The sequence below is a fragment of the Acetatifactor aquisgranensis genome (genome assembly GCF_943193215.1).
GTDB classification, from domain to species: domain Bacteria; phylum Bacillota; class Clostridia; order Lachnospirales; family Lachnospiraceae; genus Acetatifactor; species Acetatifactor aquisgranensis.
Genome location: NZ_CALPDH010000026.1, coordinates 62,413 through 83,683 on the forward strand (window position 1 = coordinate 62,413; position 21,271 = coordinate 83,683).

12 protein-coding genes are annotated in these 21,271 nt (G+C 51.8%); 10 read left to right on the top strand and 2 right to left on the bottom strand.

Annotated features, from left to right (window positions below; translation table 11 throughout):
* The first annotated feature begins 50 nt into the window (after positions 1-50).
* A complete protein-coding gene (locus tag NFS35_RS20400) occupies positions 51-1,277 on the top strand; it encodes a hypothetical protein (protein ID WP_251208922.1) in 1,227 nt (408 codons plus the stop codon).
* On the opposite strand, the gene NFS35_RS20405 is transcribed toward NFS35_RS20400, so the two are convergent.
* Complete coding sequence (locus tag NFS35_RS20405; RefSeq protein WP_251208923.1) at positions 1,274-2,893, bottom strand: glycosyltransferase family 39 protein; 1,620 nt, start codon at positions 2,891-2,893, stop codon at positions 1,274-1,276. The two genes, NFS35_RS20400 and NFS35_RS20405, sit on opposite strands and share 4 nt — an antisense overlap.
* Before the next feature lie 138 nt (positions 2,894-3,031).
* Between NFS35_RS20405 and NFS35_RS20410 the strand changes: the two genes are divergently transcribed.
* The 5 genes from NFS35_RS20410 to NFS35_RS20430 all read left to right on the top strand — a co-directional run bounded on the left by NFS35_RS20410 (position 3,032) and on the right by NFS35_RS20430 (position 13,277).
* A complete protein-coding gene (locus tag NFS35_RS20410) occupies positions 3,032-4,600 on the top strand; it encodes a glycosyltransferase family 39 protein (protein ID WP_251208924.1) in 1,569 nt (522 codons plus the stop codon).
* 18 nt (positions 4,601-4,618) lie between these two features.
* Entirely contained in the window at positions 4,619-6,415 is a 1,797-nt protein-coding gene (locus tag NFS35_RS20415) for a DUF6044 family protein (RefSeq protein WP_251208925.1), read from the top strand.
* Positions 6,416-6,674: 259 nt separating this feature from the next.
* The gene (locus tag NFS35_RS20420; protein WP_251208926.1) at positions 6,675-9,524 is read left to right on the top strand and encodes an alpha-mannosidase; all 2,850 of its coding nucleotides are present in this window, start codon (positions 6,675-6,677) and stop codon (positions 9,522-9,524) included.
* Between the two features lie 119 nt (positions 9,525-9,643).
* Positions 9,644-11,488, top strand: coding sequence for an ABC transporter ATP-binding protein (locus NFS35_RS20425; protein WP_251208927.1), 1,845 nt, complete (start codon positions 9,644-9,646; stop codon positions 11,486-11,488).
* A 574-nt stretch (positions 11,489-12,062) separates the two neighbouring features.
* On the top strand, positions 12,063-13,277 hold the full coding sequence (locus NFS35_RS20430) for an ABC transporter ATP-binding protein (protein WP_251208928.1): 1,215 nt from the start codon (positions 12,063-12,065) through the stop codon (positions 13,275-13,277).
* A 68-nt stretch (positions 13,278-13,345) separates the two neighbouring features.
* Here the strand turns inward: NFS35_RS20430 and NFS35_RS20435 are convergent, their stop codons facing one another.
* Positions 13,346-14,476 carry a GntR family transcriptional regulator gene (locus tag NFS35_RS20435; protein ID WP_251208929.1) on the bottom strand — a complete coding sequence of 377 codons (1,131 nt, stop codon included), beginning with the start codon at positions 14,474-14,476 and terminating at the stop codon, positions 13,346-13,348.
* Between the two features lie 346 nt (positions 14,477-14,822).
* On the opposite strand from NFS35_RS20435, the gene NFS35_RS20440 reads away from it, so the two are divergent.
* The 4 genes from NFS35_RS20440 (at position 14,823) to NFS35_RS20455 (ending at position 21,007) form a co-directional block, all read left to right on the top strand.
* Positions 14,823-15,782: an ABC transporter permease gene (locus NFS35_RS20440; RefSeq protein WP_251208930.1), complete on the top strand. Its 960-nt coding sequence runs from the start codon at positions 14,823-14,825 to the stop codon at positions 15,780-15,782.
* A gap of 17 nt (positions 15,783-15,799) precedes the next feature.
* Positions 15,800-16,687: a carbohydrate ABC transporter permease gene (locus NFS35_RS20445; protein WP_251208931.1), complete on the top strand. Its 888-nt coding sequence runs from the start codon at positions 15,800-15,802 to the stop codon at positions 16,685-16,687.
* A gap of 79 nt (positions 16,688-16,766) precedes the next feature.
* Positions 16,767-18,587 carry a type 2 periplasmic-binding domain-containing protein gene (locus NFS35_RS20450; RefSeq protein WP_251208932.1) on the top strand — a complete coding sequence of 607 codons (1,821 nt, stop codon included), beginning with the start codon at positions 16,767-16,769 and terminating at the stop codon, positions 18,585-18,587.
* Between the two features lie 143 nt (positions 18,588-18,730).
* Entirely contained in the window at positions 18,731-21,007 is a 2,277-nt protein-coding gene (locus tag NFS35_RS20455; protein ID WP_251208933.1) for a hypothetical protein, read from the top strand.
* Positions 21,008-21,271 lie beyond the last annotated feature (264 nt).

Sequence of the window (21,271 nt, forward strand, 5' to 3'; positions counted from 1 at the left end):
CAGCAGATTGGTTGGAAAGAATACACTGAAAACGAGAAGGAGACATGGCCATGACTGCCAAGAAAAAATATCCAGTGCAGGATGTGTTGCTATTTGGAGCTTTGATGTTTATTTATCTGATTGCGACTTTATTTCTGTTCCACCGTCAAACGGTGTCTTATGGCGGTCTGTACCCTTCCGACATGGGATCCTATGTTGCGGAGATACAGGGGTTGGACAGCGGATATCAATATCCATATCCTATCCTGTTTCTGACAGGAAAGCTTTTTCTGCTTTTCACCACACCGAAGCATGCCATGGCGATGGCGACCGCCCTGTGGAATGGCCTGACGCCTATTATCCTGAAATATTATTTTGACAAATTTCTGCAAGCGCGGGAGACTGGGGATTTCAGGAGAGGAATTCTGTCTACGCTGCTGGTCTTTTCGCTTCTGCTGATGTCCATGGTGTATCCCCTTACCTATCTGGGGAGGTATCATGAGCCAGGGGAGGATTTTTTGTATCGTTATCTGGGAACTTTCACTCCCAATCCTTACCACAATGCCACCTATCTGACGGCACGGCCTTTTTCGGTGCCGGTCTTCTTCCTGTTTGCGGATATTCTGACTTTTTATGAGAAAGAGGACCGATGGCTGCATCCGAAATATGTTCTTTTTTCCCTGTTCCTGCTTCTCTCCACATTGGCCAAGCCCAGCTTTACGCTGGTGCTGGCGGGCACAGCCGGAGTCATCATGCTGTGGAGACTGGCAGCCGGCGGTTTCCGGGGAGTGAAATCCTTTTTCCAGATGGGAATCTGGTTCATCCCCACTTTTCTGGTGCTGCTCTACCAATTCGGAGATGTCTTCCGTGCCGGAGGAAAGGGGGATGGCGGGATAGGATTTGGCTTTATGACCGCCTGGTCCAAGGCCACAGACAATGCGCCGTTGTCGATTTTCCTCGGAATCTTGTTTCCGCTGACAGTGCTGCTGTTCTGCCTGCTGCACAGGGAGTTTCCGAATCTGCTGAAATTTTCGTGGCAGTTCTATCTGGGGGCTTTGGTGACACTGACTTTCCTGTATGAAAAAGGCTACCGCCTGCCCCATGTGAATTTTTCCTGGGGATATATGTACGGGTTGTTTTTTACCTATGCGGCAAGCCTGCTCGTTCTGGCCGGGAACACGCTGAAGCGCCGCCAGCCTGCATGGCAGCTGGGGATTCAGTGGATTGCATATGGGCTGCATATGGTCTGCGGGATTGACTATTTCCGGATCCTTCTTCAGGGAGGGCTGTTCCATTAGTCTGTGCCATATATTTCTTCACGGTATGCCACGCCATAGCAGGCATCGGCATGCACCGTTATATAACCGAGCTCTTGGAAGAGATTCTCTGTCATATGGGGATATACGTATACGACAGGGTCTTTCTCCAGCGCCTCAGGGTCTGTGGGAGGCAGCGCCCCTATTTGATACCTGCCGAAACGCGTTACCTCCATGAAGCGGGGATCTCCGGCATATGTCACTGTCTCTGAAAATTCATCAGGCGGAATCTGCGCATGGAGCATGATGTTGGCATAATTCAATGCTATTACGGATATGTCTTCGACTGCCAGGTCTTGTGCATATGCGAGGGCATCCTCATACCGGTACAGGTTCATATGTGAGACCCATGGATTCCCATAGGCATCGTAGTCAATGGGATAGGTCGCCTGATAATAGATATAATAGCCAAAACATGCCGTATATGCGCATGTCATTGCGGTGACGAAAAGAGTCTTTTTGTTTTTGAAGAGGCCTCCAAGCCACCAGATTCCTATCCCGCCGTACAGAATGACAGGGATATGGATATAATTCACTTTATGGAAGTATACGGAATCGATGCTGCATCCTACCAGAAAAGCAGCGCCGAACCATATTGCCAGCAAAAAATGTACTGGCAGCTCCTTTTTTTGAAAAATCCATTGGAAGAATATTTTCAAGTGATACAGCAGGCCCAACAGGACAAAGGGCGTGGAGATATAATAATAAGAGCCGACTTTGGCGTTGCTGATATACCATCTGTCGTCGTATTGTTTGAGCAGCATTTCTATGAGTGAGAGAATCCGCTGTTTGATGACCCATGTGTGCAGGGACATTTCCTCTGTCCGCAGTGCCGGCAGTTTCGGAATGGAAAACAACTTCGTCCGGATTTCTGGTATCAGCCCAAAGTTTACGGCCAGAAACAGAAGCAGCGGCAGGGCCATAAGGAACAGCAAAAGAAATGCCAGAAAGAAATCCCGGCTGAACATTATTTTTTTGCAGAAAAAAATCAGGCAGAGCACCAGAATCAATGGAATCAGCAGCCAGGTCAGCGCATAGCAGTACAGAGTCAGCCCCCAAAAAAGAACCGCTCCCCAAAGACTTTTCAAATGGCCGTTTAAATACCGACAGAAAAAGAACATGGCAAACAGGAGCATGGCAACTGCCAGATTGCAGTCCATGCCAAAGCGCGACTGCTGGATATGCCATGGATTGATGGCCAGAAAGAAAGCGAAAAGCGTGCCCATCCATTTGGAGCGGAACATTTCTTTTCCCAGCCCGTATGCGGCAGGGATGGAAAGGCATCCCAAGATTGCCTGAGGAAGCCGGATCGTGGTCACCGACACTCCGAACAATGCAAAAAAAGGCATGGTGAAATAGGAATAAAGCACGCTCATTCCGCTGCCCCAGGCAGTATAATAGACAGGCCTGGTATAGCCCAGGGAATCGAGTCCATAATGCATGACGGCCCATGAATTATATGCTGAATATGCTTCATCCTGATGCAGACCCATGGGGCGGCTGCCCAGATACAGTAATCTGGCAAGGCTTCCGAGCAGTACAGTGAGCATCAGCCAGCATTCCGGGGTACGAATCCATTTCTTGCAATTTTCTTTCATTTGGGGTATCCTCCATTGCCTTTGATATTCATTTTATCTTCTCTCTCTGTAAAAGTAAAGTCGAATTGCTTGTGGTATCACAGGCATTGTGCTATAATGTGCCATATTACTTGTGGAAATAGAAGAAGGAATGTGGAGATGAAAAAGCAGAGGATGATAAGCGGAGTGGTTCTGGGAATTCTTCCGCTGATTTTATGTGTCATATATTGTGCGGTATACGGAAAAAATCTCTGGGACATTTATCTGCCGAATTCCTATTGGAATGACGAGCTGTTATATTTCAAGCAGGTAGAGGGAATCTTGAAAGGCGGCGTACCCGGCGGTTATTTTGGATATGATGAGAGCCGAGCGGCGGTGCTGTCCTTTGCCGTATGGAGCCCTGTTTTGATGATGCCATGGGTCATCTGGGGAAAAGTGTTCGGATGGAATTTCTTTTCGCCGGTTTTATGTAATCTGATTTGCATGATGGCAGGGATGGCAGCATTTGGCTATCTGGCCAGACCTGCCAGAAAGCAGCTGGCTGCCATTGCCGCGCTTTTTGGAGCATTCACTCCTTTCACGAGATTTATCATGTCCTGTACGCCGGAAGCTTTTTGCTGTGCCCTGATATTATGGTATATGGGATGCCTGTTCGCATATGAGAGAGAGGGAACAAAAGGATATCTGTGGCAAATGCATTTCATCGCAGGAATCCTGACCTTGATGCGTCCTTATTTCCTGCTGTTTTTGCTGTACCCTGCCGCAGCGGTGAAAAAGCACGGAAAAATGAAATGTATGGCGATGGGCGGAAGCAGCCTCCTTTTCCTGGCAGGGTATGTGCTGACGAAGAGATTTTTGAGCACGGATTATTTGTTCAATGCTCTGGAAATCTCTTTTTTAGAGGCATTCCGGGAGCAGGGACTGGTGGCGGGACTGCAGGAATTCTGGCAGCAGAGCGTAGGAGGCGCCAGGGATCTGAAAAATTTTCTGCGCGCGGCCCTGCAGTATGGAAACTGCGCGGGAAGCATGTACGCAGTATATGGAATGACAGGGGTAATGCTTCTTGCTGTAGTGATTGTGGAATGGAAAAACAGGAAAAGAGGAAATTATTGCAGGCTGGCGCTGCTGACAGCGGCCGCTTATGTGGCCATGATGGCGGCGATATTTTACATATATGCCCTGAATGAGGGATCACGGCATCTGATGTCTTTCCTGCTGGCAGGCTTTCTGGTATTGGGCATGTATTCTGCAAGGATTGCGGACAAGGCTGTCCAGATAATGCTCTGCGGCGTTATCTGCCTTTTCTTCCTGATAAAGCCCGGAGTGCCCTATGACAGACTGCCGCCTTTCCGGGAGGAGAAGCTGGCGGAGGACATCGAAGCCATGCGGGAAGTCCTTTCGGAGAAGATGGAATGTACATCCGGCATCGGATGGGAAAATACAGTAATCTGGCTTGCCTACGATATTGTAGGCGAAGAGATTGTGACAGAGCAATGGCAGCAGCTGTATGCGCTGCCGGAAGGCTTCGGCATCAATTATTGTTCGCAGCCCTATGTGCTGGAGCATATAGACGTCTTACAGCCGCGCTATATTGCCGCAGTTCCCGGCGGACAGATAGAAGAGCTGCTGCTGGAAAGAGGAGCTGTCCTGCTTGCGGAAAATGAACAGATAGCAGTCTATCGGTATGACGCGGCAGGCCGGAAAGAAGAGCAGAGGGAAAAAGGATAAGGGGGAAGTTGGCCTGAAATGCAGGAAAAGACACCGCTGCATAACTGCGGCGAAAAATGGATTAATCGATTCTGCAGATTGCTCTGCTGGATAGACAGCAGGAAACTGTGGTGGGTTGGGATAGTATTGCTCGCCGCTGTCATGGTGCCCCATGTCCGGCTGGGGGAGGGCAGTGTGTTTGTGGTGCATGACCAGCTGGACGAGTCCCTGATGAATTATGTGCTGACAGCCAGACATCCCGGCGAGGCCGTCATTCCGGAGATGCTGGGGGGTATCAGCGCCAGCGGACTGCAGCCGGCCGCGGTGCTCTTTCTGCCGCTGTATCGGTTCCTGCCGGCTTTCCACGCTTTCATGGCCTCTTATGCTATCATGATTCTGTGCGGCTTTTTGGGAATGTATCTGGCAGTTAAGAAGTTGACGGACAGCAGCATCCTGGCGGTGATTTCCGGGGGATGCTTTTGTATGTTGCCTGCGTATCCGATTTATGGGCTTACTCAGATGGGGCTGCCTTTATTGCTCTATGGGTATCTGTGCCTGAGAGAAGGCAGAAAAGTAAAGACAGCCCTTTTCCTGACGGTTTTCTTTGGACTGACCAGCCATCTGGTGTGTACGGGCTATGGGGCTCTCGGCTTCTGGGCCCTGGGGATTTTGTGGGATTTTCTGCACCGGAATAAGGAAAAAGCAAGGCGCTGCATGGCGGGCTTTGGAGCCTTGCTGGCCGTCTATATTGTGACGAATTACCGGCTTTTTCTGGAATTGCTGCTGGGGCAGGGGAACTACGTGAGCCATCGGGAGGAACTGGTGAACGGAGAACTGCCTTTCTGGGAGACAGTGAGGGACGTGTTCCTCAACAGCGGACAACATGCGCCTTCGTATCACAGAGAGCTGATTCTGCCCATTGTGCTGGGGCTGCTGCTTTTCGGCTGCCTGTATCCCAGGCTGTGCGCCGAGGCGCGGAAAGACTATCAGCGCGCTCTTGCGGGTGTGGCTGTACTTGCGGGAATCGCGGTGTTCTATGGAATCTGCAAGTGGAAACCAGTGGTGGACTGGAAAAACAGCATGAGCGGGTTCCTGCGCTATTTTCAGGCGGAACGCTTTTATTGGTTCTATCCGGCGGGCTGGTATCTGGAACTTGCGCTGACTTTCAGTGTCTGGCGGCGGCAGCTGCAGGCGGGAGGGAAAAGCCGCAGGCCGGCGGCAGCGCTTGGCAGGGTATTGCTGCCCTGTCTGGTGCTGGCGGCAGTGATGCTGCCCCATGGGGATATTGTTCTGCACAATTCCTATTTCTATATGAATGTGAACCAGTACAACAACGGCTCTGACATTACGGGATATATTTCCTGGGAAAGCTTTTATTCCGAAGAGCTGATGGCGCAGCTGGACGAGGCCATTGGCCGGGAGCCGGGCTCCTACCGGGTGGCCCATTTGGGCATTAGCCCCGCGCCTGCCCTGATGCACGGTTTCTATACGGTGGACGGCTACTCCAACAATTATCCGTTAGAGTACAAGCATGCTTTCCGACAGGTCATTGAGGCAGAACTGGACAAGGATGGGGAAAGCGAAGTATATTTTGACAAGTGGGGCAGCCGCTGCTACCTGTTCAATTCCCAGACAGGCGGCTACTGGATGATGAAAAAAGACAGCAGTGTCCAATATGAAGGACTGGAGTTCGATATGGAGGCGCTGAAAGGCCTGGGCTGTGAGTACCTTTTTTCCGGAGGGGAGATCCTGGACGCGGAGAGGATGGGGCTTACCCCCATGGGATACTTCGAGACGGAGGATTCCTACTGGGGCATCTGGCTGTATTCTCTGTAAAGCTGCCTGTAACCAAGCGATTCTATGATATATTTGCTATATGCAATTATGACTATAAGAAAGGCTTTCTTCTGGAAAATATTCATAAAAAATCAGAAAACAAACGAAAAATAACAATAAAAACTTGAACATATATCAAAATGTGCTATAATACCATCATGTCCTACATGTCAAACAATACATACTCAGAAACTTTGCTTTGAATCGGGATTATGACAACGGAGCCAGAAAAGGATGGCTCGGCGCACAGGAGGTTGCTATGGCAAGTATTGTTGAGAAATTTGTAAAACTGAAGACATCCATCGGCGGGAACCGGGAGAAGACCAGATACGAAGATACTTTCGGAATGCCAAAAGAAGAACAGGCCCATATCACGCGCCCCAATAAGGCGAACAACAGAATCATCAGCGAACTGGAGTTTGCCATCCATGTCTCGGAGGAGGCGCAGGGGCGCTATATGGGTGTCCTGGAGCAGGCATTGGATTTCCTGCTGGAGAAGATAGACGCCCAGGGCGTCCTCACCAATCAGGACTGTGATGCGGCGGAGGAGATCCTGGCCCCTATGGCGGAGGAGGCGAAGAGCTACAAGCTGATTCTGGCTGCCCATGCCCATATCGACATGAACTGGATGTGGAGCTTCAATGAGACCGTGGCGATAACCCTGGCTACGTTTCGCTCCATCCTGAATATCATGGATCAGTACCCTGAATTCACCTATTCCCAGTCCCAGGGCGCGGTATACAAAATCGTGGAGGAATACGATCCGGAACTGATGGAGGAAGTCAGGAAGAGAATCGCGGAGGGCCGCTGGGAAGTGACCGCCACCGCCTGGGTGGAGACGGACAAGAACATGCCCACGGGAGAGTCCCTGCTGCGCCATATCCAGTACACAAAGGAGTACATGGAGCAGGTATGGGGCGTGGACAGGATGGAAGTGGATTTTTCGCCGGATACTTTCGGACACAGCGCCAATGTGCCTGAAATCGACAGGTTCGGCGAGGTGAAATACTATTATCACTGCCGGGGGAACGGAGGAAAGGAAATCCTCTACCGCTACAAGGCGCCCTCGGGAAAAGAAGTCCTGACCTACAGGGAGCCCAACTGGTACAATGGCGCGATTACGCCCCACATGGCCGCAGGGTTCCCGGAGATCAGCAGGCGCTGCATGGGACTGCGCACGGGCCTGGTGGTCTACGGCGTGGGAGACCACGGCGGCGGCCCTACCAGGAGGGATGTGGAGCGGGCCCTGGAGATGATGGAATGGCCCATTTACCCTCAGATAAAGTTCGGCACTTTCCATGAGTTCTTCCATGAGGCGGAAAGCGTGTGGGAGAAGCTGCCGGTAGTGGACCATGAATTGAACTACTTTGCCCCCGGCTGCTACACCACCCAGAGCCGGATCAAGAGAGGGAACCGCCGCCTGGAGGCATCTCTGCTGGATGCGGAGGCCATGTCCGCCATGGCGGGAAAGCTGACCGGCTTCGGCTTTGCGAAAGAGAAAATGGAGAAAGCATGGAGGGATGTGCTGTTCACCCATTTCCATGATATCCTCACCGGATCCTGCGTGCAGGATTCCAGGGAACACGCCATGGGGCTGTTCCAGACCTCCATGGCCACAGCCAATACCCAGATTCAGAATGCCATGGCCTCCATCGGCCGCAATATCGACACATCCTCCATCAAGGTGGACGTAGATTCCTATTACAGCCAGTCCGAGGGAGCGGGCGCAGGCTACGGAATCGAGAACTTCGTGGGCGTACCCAGCACCGAGCGGGGCGGCGGGCACACGCGTATCTTCCATATCTTCAACACCCTGACATGGGAGCGGAGCCAGGCGGCGGAGCTCACCGTCTGGGACTGGACGGGGGATCTGCGCCGTATCCGCGTGACGGATCAGGCGGGAAAAGAAATCCAATGCCAGCTGCTGGACGAGGAGATGCAGCAGTACTGGGATCACAAGTATATCCGCGTGCTGGTGGACGTGACGGTGCCGGCCCTTGGATATACCACGGTGGTGCTCTCCGAGAAAGAGGCGGAAAAGTATCCTGCCTATCTGCAGGAGCGGGAGCATGTGGCCAAGATGTTTGACGATTATGAACTTGAAAATGAACGGCTTGCCGTCAGGATAGCCTCCTCGTCAGGGCGCATCGTATCTTTGGTTGACAAGGAGACCGGCGCGGAGCTGGTGGGATGTGACCGCGGCGCGGGCTTTACCTATATCGAGACGGAAACCGCTACCTCCAGCGCGTGGAATATCGGCAGATATATCCGCGAGTTCCCTGTGGACCGCTGTCTGAGGACAGAGCGCGTGGCCGATGGCCCTCTGCGTGGGAGCGTGAAAGTGACCTGGCAGGTGGCGAATTCCAAGATAGAGACTATATACAGCCTGGATAAATATCAGTCCGCGGTGCGGATGGAGGTGAAAGCGGACTGGCATGAGTCGGGAAGCGAGATTATCCCGGTTCTGGATTACCGTATCCCTCTGTCCTACGAGCCGGAGGATTATCAGTATGATATCCCCGCGGGCGTCATCCGCAGAAGCGCCCTGCACAATGATGTGCCCGGCCTGCAGTACGGCCTGGCCAGGCGGCAGGAGAACGCTTGCGCCATCCTGATCAGCGACAGCAAATACGGCTACAGGGCGGAGGGGCAGAAGCTTGCCCTGACTCTGATTAACAGCTCTACCAGCCCGGATCCCTATCCGGAGAGGGGGATTCACAACATCACCCTGTGGCTGGGAGCCTGCGGCGCGGACGCCAAAGAGGCGGAGCAGATGGCCGTATCCTGCAACCACGCGCCTTTCTATCAGCCCTCCAACGCCCATCACGGCACGTTGCCCATGGAAAGCAGTTTCCTCAAGGCCGCGGCGGACCATACGGTGATTTCAGCCGTGCTGCCCGGGGAGGACGGCAGCGTATTGGTTCGGGCCTATGAGACGTCAGGAGAGAAAGAGGCGGTCAGCCTGCGCTTTGCCGCGGACGTGGCGAAAGCAAAAGCGGTCAACCTGTTCGGCAAGGAGCAGGACGCGGAGGTGACGGTTTCCGGAAACCAGGTCACATTCGCGGTGGAGCCCTACGCGCTGGCTGAAGTGGAGATCCGTTTTGCCTGATGGGCGGAAGACAGATTTGATATGACAGAATAGAAAGAGAGGAAACTGGCATTTCGTTGCGTGCTGTTATAAGTTTATGACAGCACGCTTAGTATTATAGGGAAAGGGAAGGGGCAAAATTGAAAACGAAAGAAGTAATCTGGCGCATCATAAAGTTTTTTTACAAGAAAATGCCGGCAGCCAGTGTTCTTTCCACGCTGGCATATGTGCTGGAGAATTTTCACGCAACAATCATGACGGTTTTGTCCGCATATTTTTTTGAAGAAGCTTATGGATATCTGGCAGGCAGTGGAAATGCTCAGGCCCTGTGGGGATGCGCGGCGCTGATTATCGGGTATTATTTGGTTTATCATATTGTGTATTCTCTGTCGAGTATCTGCATTAATGCCGGGGTCTATGAAAAGGCCCTGCACCTGTTGAATGACGACCTCGTTGAAACAGTATCAGGGATTTCACTGATTCAGTTTGAAGACGAGGAAACTCTCAAATGTAGAAAACGGGCAGAGGAATGTGTGAAAAATGAAAGGATACCGGGAATCTTTATGCTGACGACAGTGTTGATGACTTCAATAGCGGGGATTTTTTCATTGCTTGTAACCCTGGGGCTTTATCATCCTCTGCTGCCGATTGTGGCAGCCGCCAGTGTGGCGCAGTTTTTCCTGTCGGATTGGCTGCTGGAAAAAGAGGGCTATCGGTTGGAAGTGGCTTTGACACAAAAAAGAAGAAAGAGGGACTATATATGGTCGCTGTTTACGGATTTGGCGAGCGTCCGGGAAATGCGGGTCATGGGATTTACCGGCTATCTGGCGGAACGTTGGAAAACGGAGCGTGATGCGGTGAATGAGAAGCAATGGGAACTGGACAGGAAGAAGTCGCGTTATCATTTATTGTGTGATGCGATAATGACATTCGGGTATTTAACGGGTGTGGTGCTTTGTGTATTCTTGCTGCGCAAGAATGTGATATCCGTCGGGGTATTCGGTGCGTGTCTGGTTGCGTTTGCCAGTGTTCAGAAAGCCGTTGGCAATTTTTTCAGCTCTGTCGGGAGGCTTCCGGGTTTTGTGAGCCTGGCGGCGGATTATTTTACTTTCATAGATAAAAGGAGTGTGCAGGAGAGCAAATTACCGAAACTGCAGGAGAGGATTGAAGCCATTGAAGTAAAAAACGTGGATTTCCGGTATCCTCATAGTCAGAAGCTGTCGGTAAGGAACGCATCGCTGACGATACGCCGGGGTGAGGTAATCTCCCTGATCGGAGTCAACGGAAGTGGGAAAACGACTCTTGTAAAACTAATCCTGGGGATATACAATCCTGCGCAGGGAGAAGTCCTCTATAATGGTATAGACTTGGAAGGTCTGGACAAAAGTTCCATATACCAGCATACGGCGTTGTTATCGCAAGATTTTGCATTGTATCCGCTATCTCTTGATGAAAATATTGCTCTGGCAGATTTAAGTCATGTTGATGAAAAAGACCGTATCCAAGATGCATTAAAGCGGACCCACATGGATGGTGTGAGGGAGCGGACCACCGGAGAAGATGGGATTCTGGGGAAAGAGTTCGGGGGATTGGAGTTTTCCGGAGGACAGAAGCAGCGTCTGGCATTGAGCAGGGTATTATTTGCGGACAGGGAACTGATTATTCTGGATGAACCGACTTCCGCATTGGATCCTCTTCAGGAAAATGCGATATTGGAGGAATTCCTCCGGCTGGCGGCGGGGCGCACGACCATTATCATTTCGCACCGCGTGGGACTGTGCCGGTATGTCGATAAAATCGCTGTAATGAAAGGCGGAACAGTAATAGAATGCGGAACCCATGAGGAATTGATGGCAGAAAAAGGAGAATACGCGCTGCTTTATGATACGCAGAGCAAGTGGTACTTGGATTCCGCGGCATCCGATGATGAGAGGAACTGTAATGGTAAATTTTTTCGGTCAGACAATGTTGGAGAGGTGCTATAGATAGGATATCAACTTTAATCCAAGAGGTGCAATTATGAAAAAATCAAAGCAAATGATAATTTTCAAGATCCTTTTTCAGGCATGCGGAAAAGAAATGGCGGGATATTTGCTTACGATGGTATGTACTGCATTCTCGGGTCCGGCAATGCTCTTTTTCAGAGGAAGGGTTATAGACGCTGCAATATCCGAAAAAGGGATTCTGCTGTTGGAAATGTTGTATTTCGGTGCTGTTGCTTTCTTGACCTTTTTAATCACCTACGAGAATAGTATGGGAAAGCAAAGGATGAAAAGGAAGCTTTATGGACAATTTTCAGCGAAAGTTTTGGAGAAGTTTTCTAAAATCCAGTATTCAGCGTATGAGTCGGAGCAGACCCTTGACATCATAAAGCGTATGGGGAACGCGCCCCAAGAAAATATTTTGCAATTTTTCAATGCTTTTTTGGAATTGTTTTCTGAAATAATTAGCGCGCTTTGTTATGCCGCTGTTTTCGCAAGCCTATCTGTCTGGTGCATGATATTGGGACTGTTAGCTTTTGGGGTCATGTTGTTCTTTGATTTCAGGCGGATGCGCATCATGGCAAATTTGTATGACGAACAGACACAAGAGGAGCGCTTGATGGAAAGCTATGAGCAGATGCTGGGGAACAAGGCGGTGGTGTATGATTTGCGGGTGGCAGACGCAGTAGATTTTTTGCTGAAAAAGAGAAAGGAACTATCCGATTCGATTGTGAAAGAGCGCTATCGCCGGACGATACAGTCACAGCTTGTTTATGAATATGGCGACCTGGTGGTAGTGGCGTGGATGGCGATTGTTCTGCTTTTTCTGGTGGATTCCTTTATAAAAGGGGCTCTTACAATCGGTCTGTTCATTACTCTGGTTGGCGCGCTTCAGCAGATAATAGATTCTTTCCGTAAGATTGGGGATGAGTATTCCGAACTACAGCGGCGGATTATGTTTGTGGACTACTATCTGTCGTTTATGCGGCTGGAGGAGACGGCTGAGAGAGGATCCGGAGATTTAGAACTGGAGGAAGAGGGCGTTCGCTTTGAACATGTGACCTTTACCTATCCGGGAAAAACGGAGCCGGCACTGCGGGATGTAAGCTTTGTGATGAAGCCTCGGACAAGGAGGGCGCTGGTAGGGGAGAACGGGTCTGGAAAATCCACGCTGATAAAGTTGATGTGCGGTCTGTACAAGCCAGATTCTGGAAGGATATTGATTAACGGTCGTGATACGGCAGAGCTGGATTCCAGGGCCTTAATCCGGAATTTTAGCGTCATTTTCCAGGATTATGGAAGGTATTTTTTTACGGTACAGGAGAATGTGGAATTGGGTGATATTGATAAAATGAGCCGCTCCCAGGAACAGAGAGAACCGGAAGTGAAAGCGGCGCTGCATGAGGGTCTGTCCGATGAACTGGCCGAGAGGCTGCGGCAGCCGTTAGGGAACCTTTCGGAGGACGGCATCGAGCTCTCGGGAGGACAGTGGCAGAGGCTGGCTTTATCCAGAGCCTGTTACCGGGATAGTGAGATTTTGATATTGGATGAGCCGACTGCTTCGCTGGATCCGGTTGCGGAAAATGAGTTATATGCGAATTTTATCGAGATGATGAAAAACCGCTCATGTATCCTGATTTCGCACAGGCTGGCTGTGGCCAGATATGTAGATCGAATATTAGTCTTGCAGAGAGGGGAATTGATTGAAGACGGAGACCATGAAGCGCTTATGCGAAAAAATGGCGCGTATGCGTCAATGTATTATGCACAAAGCCATTGGTACATAATATAACAAAAACATTCCCACAAGAAGATGCAATATTCAGAGAACACTGATTCTTGTGGGAATGTTTGGTGCAGTCAGAACACCACAGACGCCGTGGACTGATGAATCTCCAGGGAAGGGGTGATGACCTTGTGGTAAATGCCCATGTCGTTCTGCTCCAGCCGCCTGCGCAGAAGAAGCCCCGCCTCCTGGCCCATAAGGTGCTCGGACTGGTTGATATGGGTGTAAAAGTCCGGGTTCCTGGTCTTGGATATGGGCTGGTCAAATGAGACCAGGGAGACAGCTTTCGGAACGTCCAGGTTCAGCGACGCGCACAGCTCGTCCAGATAGACGCAGGTGTTGCACTCGGCGGCTATGAAAGCGGTGATTTTTTCTTCCCTGACCAGTCTGTTTACCAGTTCCCGGTAGTAATTGGTATCATGGCTGCCCACACGCTCCACCGCCTGTATGGCGCTCTCCGGCATGTTCAGGCTCTCGGCGGTGCTCATGATTCCTTCCATCCTGCGCTTGACGGAAAAGGTGTACCTGTCCGAAGAGGTGACGAAAGCGATGCGCTGGTGTCCCAGCTCGTACAGATGTCTGACGCACAGCTCCCCGGATTTCCCGTTGTCCGCGATGACATGGCTGGTGTTCAGGCGCGGCAGATAGCGGTCCAGGAGCACCAGAGGGTATTTCTGCAGATTCATCAGCAAAAGCTCATTGCTGAAAAAGGGCTGATCCTGGGGAAACAGGATGATGCCCGCGATATTCGTCTCCAGGCAGCGCTTCAACAGATAGTTCTCTATCTGCGGATTCTGGCTCTGGAAAAAATGGCAGATATATTCATTCGGAGGAAAAGCCGACAGGACGCCGTTCATCATGGACAGCGAGAACATATCCCTGACCGTGGGTATGATGCAGGCGATCTCGGGCAGGTGTTCCATGCTCCCGGTGCTTTCTGCCGGTATCTTTACCTCATTGGAAAGGGAGGGCGGCACCTGCGCCCGCGATACGAAGCTTCCCTTGTTGGGGAAACGCTCTATCAGCCCCTCGTTCTTTAGCTCGCCCAGGGCCTTGGAGACCGTGATGCGGCTTACCTGATAATGCTGCATGAGCTCGTGCTCTGTGGGGAGCCTGTCTCCGGGGGCCAGAAGGCTGGTCTTGATCTGGTGCAGAATATCTTCTTTTATTTTCTGATACATGGGCTGATTCATGATATCCGCCATAGAACAATCCCTCCTTTGTAATCCCGAATCAGATGAAGCAAGTAGTTCCCCTTTAAATATACCTCATTGATATGCTATGTGTCAAGCTGGGCATTTTGCTGAATTCGTCCTATTTGTTATATGAATTATGTCGCATAGCCGGCATGGAAATATGTGAAATATAACTAAAAATATATTTCGAAACCAAAAAGTTGTTGCGCTGTGCATAGCGGTGTGCTATTATTTAACAAGAAAGACATGGCAAATAGCATAGCAAAATGAATATATACATAACAAATAATGCATATAAAGTCATGTTGAAATCTCGTGCATAATATCAAACTGTGAGGAAAGGGAAGGTGTGTGTATGGCAGGGAAGACGGCAGGGGCTGCATTAAGCCCGGAGCAGAAAGCCTACAACAGAAAGCGGTTGTGGGTGGAGATTAGGAAACACTGGTTACTGTATGTGTTTCTGTTGCCTTGTTTGGTTTCATTGATTGTATTCGCATATGTCCCCATGGGAGGCATCGTGCTGGCATTCAAGAACTATCGGTTCGACTTAGGTATCTACGGCAGCGAATGGGCGGGGCTCAAGCATTTCAAATCGTTCCTCACGTCCCCTGAGTTCTGGACGACGACGAGGAATACAGTGGTCATCAGCATCATGAAGATTATCATCTGTTTCCCGGCGCCTATCATACTGGCCCTGCTGCTCAATGAGGTGCGGGCGAAGAAGTTCAAGAGTGTGGTTCAGACCGTGAGCTATCTGCCCAACTTCGTATCCTGGGCCGTGGTGGTGACATTGCTGACGGCGCTCTTCTCCCCCTACGGCGGCATCTACAATGACATCCGCAAGGCCATGGGGCTGGATCCCATCTTCGTGCTGGGCGAGAAAGGGGCGTTCTACCCGCTGGTCATCCTGACGGACATCTGGAAGAACGTAGGCTGGAGCTCCATCGTATATCTGTCCGCCATCACCGGAGTGGATCAGGGGCTCTACGAGGCGGCCGCCATCGACGGCGCGAACCGCTGGCAGTCCACCTGGCATGTGACCATCCCCGGCATCTCCACCACCATCGGCATCATGTTCATCATGAGGATGGGCGGAATCCTGGGGGCGGACATGGATCAGCTCCTGCTGTTGCAGCAGCCTGCGAACATGCAGCTGTCCCAGGTTCTGGACACTTATATTCTGCAGACAGGTCTCCGGTACGGAAAGTTTGAGTACGCCACGGCCATCAACCTGATTCGGTCGATTATCTCGCTGGGATTCGTGGTGATTACGAACCACCTGACGACCAAGTATACCGAAGTAGGCTTGTTTTGACAAGGAGGAGAGTGAAGATGAAAGAGACCAGAGGTCAGAAGATATTCAAGGTATTCAACTATACATTTCTGGGGCTGCTGGGGCTGGCCACCTTTTACCCTTTCTGGTACGTGCTGGTGGCGTCCCTGAACGAGGGCCGTGACTTTATGCGGGGCGGCGTATGGTTCTTCCCCAGGGCTTTCACCCTGGAGAACTATGCAAAGGCATTCAACGATGATAGAATCGCCCCCTCCCTGAAGATTTCCGTGGAGGCCACGGTGATTGTGGTGTTGGCAAGCCTCTTGCTCACGGCGCTGGCGGCTTACGCCCTGACGGTGAAGACCTTGCCCGGGCGGAACATATTCAGCTTTTTCTGGTACTTTACCACCATTTTTGGCGGCGGCATGATTCCGTATTTCATGGTGCTGAGGGATCTGAAGCTGACTTCCAGCTTTTGGCTGTATGTCATCCCCAGCCTGTTCAGTTTCTCTAATTTCATCCTGTTGCGGGCGAACTTCCAAGGCATACCCTATGAGCTGCGGGAATCGGCACAGCTGGACGGAGCGGGGGACTGGACCATCTTAAGCAGAATCTATCTGCCCCTGTCCAAGCCGATTCTGGCCACCCTGGCACTGTTCATCGGTGTGGGCAAATGGAACGACTGGTTCACAGCTGCTTACTATCAGAGCGATTCGAAGCTCTATCCTGCGGCCACAGTGCTGCAGAGGCTCCTGGCGGAGGCTTCCGCAGGCAGCCAGGTCAAGGTGGGACAGGAGACGGCGGCTGCCGGTGGTATGACTACCTACACCTCCCAGTCCCTGCAGATGGCATTCGTTATGATTCTGACGATGCCCATCGTAATTGTCTATCCTTTCCTGCAGAGATATTTCGTGAAAGGTGTCATGGTCGGTTCTGTAAAGGGATGACGCGTCATCCCTTTGGGATGATTTTTGTTCCTTTACCCGAGATATAGGTAAAAACCAAAATAGAAGGAGGAAACAAGTTATGAAGAAAAAGGCAATGGCATTGCTGATGTCTGCGGCTATGGTAGCGAGCGTGCTCACTGGCTGCGGCAGCGGCGACAGCGGTAGCAGCCAGTCTTCCGGCTCCCAGGGGGGGCAGGAGTCCAGCGAGGCTACGTCAGATGACGGAGCAGCAGCCGATGACGGAGCAGCCGCGGACGACGGTCAGGCAGCAGCCGACGATGGAGAGTACTATACGGACGAGGACGGGAACAAGTATAAGAAGTTCGACGACGTCCAGCTGAAGATGCTGATCTGCTGGAACGGCGGATTCAAGACTGCCTCTGACCAGTACAACAACGATGTGGCTACAGCCATCCGCGAAAAGATTGGCGTTACTGTAGAGTTCGAGGGCATCAACATGTCCGAGACAGAGAAACTGAACCAGATGTTCGCCACCGGCGATATGCCCGACATGGTAAATGCACCCTACTGGGGCGGTTCGGCAGGCGAGACCGGTGTCATCAAGAAGGGCGGAAATGAAGGCCGTCTGATCGACATCAGCGGTCTGGTGCCCAACTATCCCAACATTGCGGACGCTTATGAAATCGGCGTCATCAGCACCAAGTATCTGGAGAACGACATCGAGCAGGAGGGCGGCGCAAGATACGTTCTGCCTACGGAGGTGGCCGGCGACGTGGAAGATATCGCTCTGTGGGCCTACGGCGTATTCGTAAGAGGCGATGTGCCTGAAGCTCTGGGCATCGATGAGAAATCCATCAAGACATCTGAGGATCTGCTGGACTTCATGGAGAAGGCAAGGGACTATGGCTTCAAGGATGTAAACGGCAATGACTGTATCGTAGCTACCACCTACCACAACGGCTGGAGCTATCAGGATTACGGTGCAAGCTTCGACCAGAAGAAGCTGACCAGCTACAGCCTGGGCGAGGACGGCAAAGTGGTCTATGACAAGCTGACAGAGAACTATGTGAACAAGCAGCTGTTCTTCTGGAAACTGGTGCATGACGGCATCCTGGACAAGGAGTGCTTTACCCAGACCGACGACAGAGGCAAGGAAAAGGTGGGCAACGGCACCGCTCTGTTCTCCTGCGCACAGTACGGCGTGACCATAGACGCCACAAAGCAGACCGGATTGTATGATGAGCATCCGGAGATGAGATATATCCCCGTAGGTCCCCTGAACTACCAGGACGGCTCTGCATTGGTACAGCTGGAGTCCGAGGGCAGAAGCGGCTCCCCTGTCATCTTCTTCCCCACCACCTGCTCCAACATCGACGCAGCCCTGACCTGGCTGGATTATGTGAACAGCAAAGAAGGCTCCAAGCTGATTAACTACGGCTTCGAGGGCGACACCTATGAGATGAACGATCAGGGACAGCCCAGAATGACCGCTGAGCTGACCGAGAGATATGCCGCGAACCAGGAGCAAGTGAACGAAGAGCTCCGCGAGAGAGGCATCAAGTACATGGCAGGCAGGACCTATGTGGCCAAGAAGTACATGCAGTGGTTCGGCGAGACAGGTCCTTTCGAGGCGGACGCTCTGGATCCCTATCTGGTTGAATACCGCAAGCAGAGGCCTGCAGAAATCATGCCCGGCTATGCCATCGACGCTCTGGCTCCCGGCTTTGAGGGATACGAGGAGTTCTCCCAGTGGGCGTTCGACAGCGAGAAGGAGAATGAGTACGTGCAGCGCGCATTCTTCGCTGATACCGAAGAGGAAGCAAGATCCATCATCGAAGATTATCAGGAGTACCTGAGAACCAACGATGGCGGCAAGATGCAGGAGTTCCTGGACTACATGACCAGCGTGTCCACCAGCAGGGATGACATCGTATACTAATCCGTAATCTCGTTCTGCAATGGTTTTATAAATAGTTCCATAGAAGAAATAATTAAAAACAAGAGGGTGCAGCTTAATAGGTATATACGATTAAGAGGCATCCTCTTATTCTATAAAATCGGCCGAAAAAAGGGAGGCATATTATGGCATACATCAGAGAGAAATCAGAAGAACTGACCGGTTATCAGGCGGGCGGGAGATTCCGCGCCTCCGTGGACTTAGGCTGCGATTTCGTCATGGTGTACGGAATCGACGATACCATGCCGGAGCGCATCCGGGAGTACAGGGAAAGGGGCTATGTCATCCATCTGATGACAGGTATCGCCTGGGGCGAGTACCAGGACTATCTGGACGGCAAATGGGACGGCAGGAAACACTGGGACGAGGGGCAGGTGCAGAGGGACGGCGCGGGGGTGAACCACAACCCTACGGTGCCCTACATGGTTCCCACAGTATCGTTTTCGGAGTATCTGACGGAACGGATGAAGATCGCCGTGGATGCCGGGGTGGAGGCCATCCATGTGGAGGAGCCGGAGTTCTGGGACAAGAGCGGCTATTCCGAGGCGTTCAAGCGGGAATATGAGATCCATTACAGGGAGCCCTGGAGGCCCCAGCACGAGGATTTGGATGTCCGCTATAAATCCGCCAGGCTGAAAGCTTATCTGTACTGCCGCACCATCGACAGGGTGAGCGCCGCCCTGAAAGAGTATGCCAAGGTGAAGCATGGAAAGGATTTAAGGTTCTATGTGCCCACCCACAGCCTGCTGAACTATACCCAGTGGAAGATTATGAGCCCGGAGGCGGCGTTGATCGGAATCCCCTCCGTGGACGGCTATATCGCTCAGATCTGGACGGGCACCAGCAGGGAGGCCAATGTCTATGAGGGAGTCTATAAAGAACGCACGTTCGAGACGGCTTACCTGGAGTATGGCGTGATGCAGGAGCTGGTGAAAGGCACCGGGCGCAGGATGTGGTTCTTAAACGATCCGATAGAGGATCTGCCCAGCTATACCTGGGAGAACTACCGCTATAATTACGTGAAGACGGCCACGGCTTCTCTTCTGCACCCTTATATCTGGCATTATGAGATATGCCCCTGGCCTCACAGGGTATTCGAGGGCTCCTATCCCAGAGTACAGCCCAGGATAGCGGAGAAGATTGAGACCAGCTTCGCCACGGAAGAGTCAAAGCCGATTCCGCAATCTTATGCCACGCTGCTTTCCAGTATGTTCCAGCTGTTCGGGGACATGGAGCAGACGGACATTTCCTTTGAGGGAGATGTGTCGGGCGTAGGGCTCTTCATGTCGGACAGCGGACTGTTCCAGCGCACTTTCCCGGACGGAATCGTCACCGGGGAATCCATCGAGGAGCGTTTCCGGAAAGCCCTGCACAAGAATTCCGGTAATGCGGTGGATGAGGAGCAGGCAGCAGCGCTGATGCGGGAAATCGAGGCGGATGATTCCATGATGAAAGATTTCATCCAGAGTCCCGCTTTCCCCCAGTTCTTCGGCATGGCCCTGCCTCTGGTGAAATACGGACTGCCCGTGAAGCCGGTGCAGCTGGACAATGTACGCCGTTTTGCAGGTTATCTGGACGACTGCCGTTTCCTGATTTTGAGTTATGAGTACATCAAGCCGGAGGCCCCGGATGTAAATGCCTCTCTGGTGTCCTGGGTGAGAGCGGGCGGGACGCTCATGTATATCGGGGATGGGAGCGATCCTTTCCACGAGATATCCTCCTGGTGGAGGCAATCGGGTTATGAGAACCCGACCCGGCACCTCTTCGAGATGGCGGGGCTGGAGCAGAATCTGGCAGACGGACAGTATCCTGTGGGCAAGGGCAGGATTATCGTCTGGAACATGCTGCCCGCAAGGCTCTGCCTGTCAAAGGAACTGACCAGGGAGTACAGAAAGCTGGTGAAAGAGGGGCTTAAGGAATGCGGCGCGGACTGGCAGTACCGCAACGACCTGACGCTGCACAGAGGGCCTTACATCATCTCGGCTGTCATGGATGAGAGCGTGAATGACGCGCCGAAGAGGTTCGAGGGATTGTTCGCCGACATGCTGGAGAATGATTATCGAATTATCGATAACAAGAAAATCGGGCCGGATGAGAATGCCATTCTCTTCGACTTTTCGAAGATTGAACAGGATGAGTTCAGGATTGTCGGCACTTCCGCCAGAGTGGAGAAAGCGGAGGATGCACCGGGCGGAATCGTTTTCCGGCTGATGACGGCGGACAATATCAAGGCATTCATGCGGGTGCGCCTGCCCCGTCCTGTGAGCCGGGTTTCAGCACAGGATGAGGATGGGAATGAGGTGGCCGTCTCCATGGAGTGGGATGAGAGGACCAGGACTTTGCTGGTATCCTACGACAGCCACGCGAAAGCGGTGGAGGTGACGGCAGTCTATGGCGGTTGATGACGGTTCTGACATCTGAAATCGCTTATGGATAGGATGGCAAGCGGCGATGTAGTTTGCATGTTTCAAGTGGCAGGCTGTCAGACCGTCGATTCGTGTAGTTGACTGATTGACGGTTTGCAGCCGAAATCAATCATATGATATGCACATATTTCCTTTCAAGGGGAGTAAAATAACCTGTTGTTTTAAGTCCAGCTAAGAAATGTCAATAGGTAAAACGAAAAATGTTTAAAAAGTTTTTTTCAAGCAGTTGATGTAAAAAAG

Excerpts from the sequence above, each read along its gene's own strand:
- NFS35_RS20400 (WP_251208922.1), top strand. The coding sequence starts at position 51 with ATGACTGCCAAGAAAAAATATCCAGTGCAGGATGTGTTGCTATTTGGA.
- NFS35_RS20450 (WP_251208932.1), top strand. The coding sequence starts at position 16,767 with ATGAAGAAAAAGGCAATGGCATTGCTGATGTCTGCGGCTATGGTAGCG.
- NFS35_RS20415 (WP_251208925.1), top strand. The coding sequence starts at position 4,619 with ATGCAGGAAAAGACACCGCTGCATAACTGCGGCGAAAAATGGATTAAT.
- NFS35_RS20430 (WP_251208928.1), top strand. The coding sequence starts at position 12,063 with ATGGCAAATTTGTATGACGAACAGACACAAGAGGAGCGCTTGATGGAA.
- NFS35_RS20405 (WP_251208923.1), bottom strand. The coding sequence starts at position 2,893 with ATGAAAGAAAATTGCAAGAAATGGATTCGTACCCCGGAATGCTGGCTG.
- NFS35_RS20435 (WP_251208929.1), bottom strand. The coding sequence starts at position 14,476 with ATGGCGGATATCATGAATCAGCCCATGTATCAGAAAATAAAAGAAGAT.
- NFS35_RS20410 (WP_251208924.1), top strand. The coding sequence starts at position 3,032 with ATGAAAAAGCAGAGGATGATAAGCGGAGTGGTTCTGGGAATTCTTCCG.
- NFS35_RS20445 (WP_251208931.1), top strand. The coding sequence starts at position 15,800 with ATGAAAGAGACCAGAGGTCAGAAGATATTCAAGGTATTCAACTATACA.
- NFS35_RS20455 (WP_251208933.1), top strand. The coding sequence starts at position 18,731 with ATGGCATACATCAGAGAGAAATCAGAAGAACTGACCGGTTATCAGGCG.
- NFS35_RS20440 (WP_251208930.1), top strand. The coding sequence starts at position 14,823 with ATGGCAGGGAAGACGGCAGGGGCTGCATTAAGCCCGGAGCAGAAAGCC.
- NFS35_RS20420 (WP_251208926.1), top strand. The coding sequence starts at position 6,675 with ATGGCAAGTATTGTTGAGAAATTTGTAAAACTGAAGACATCCATCGGC.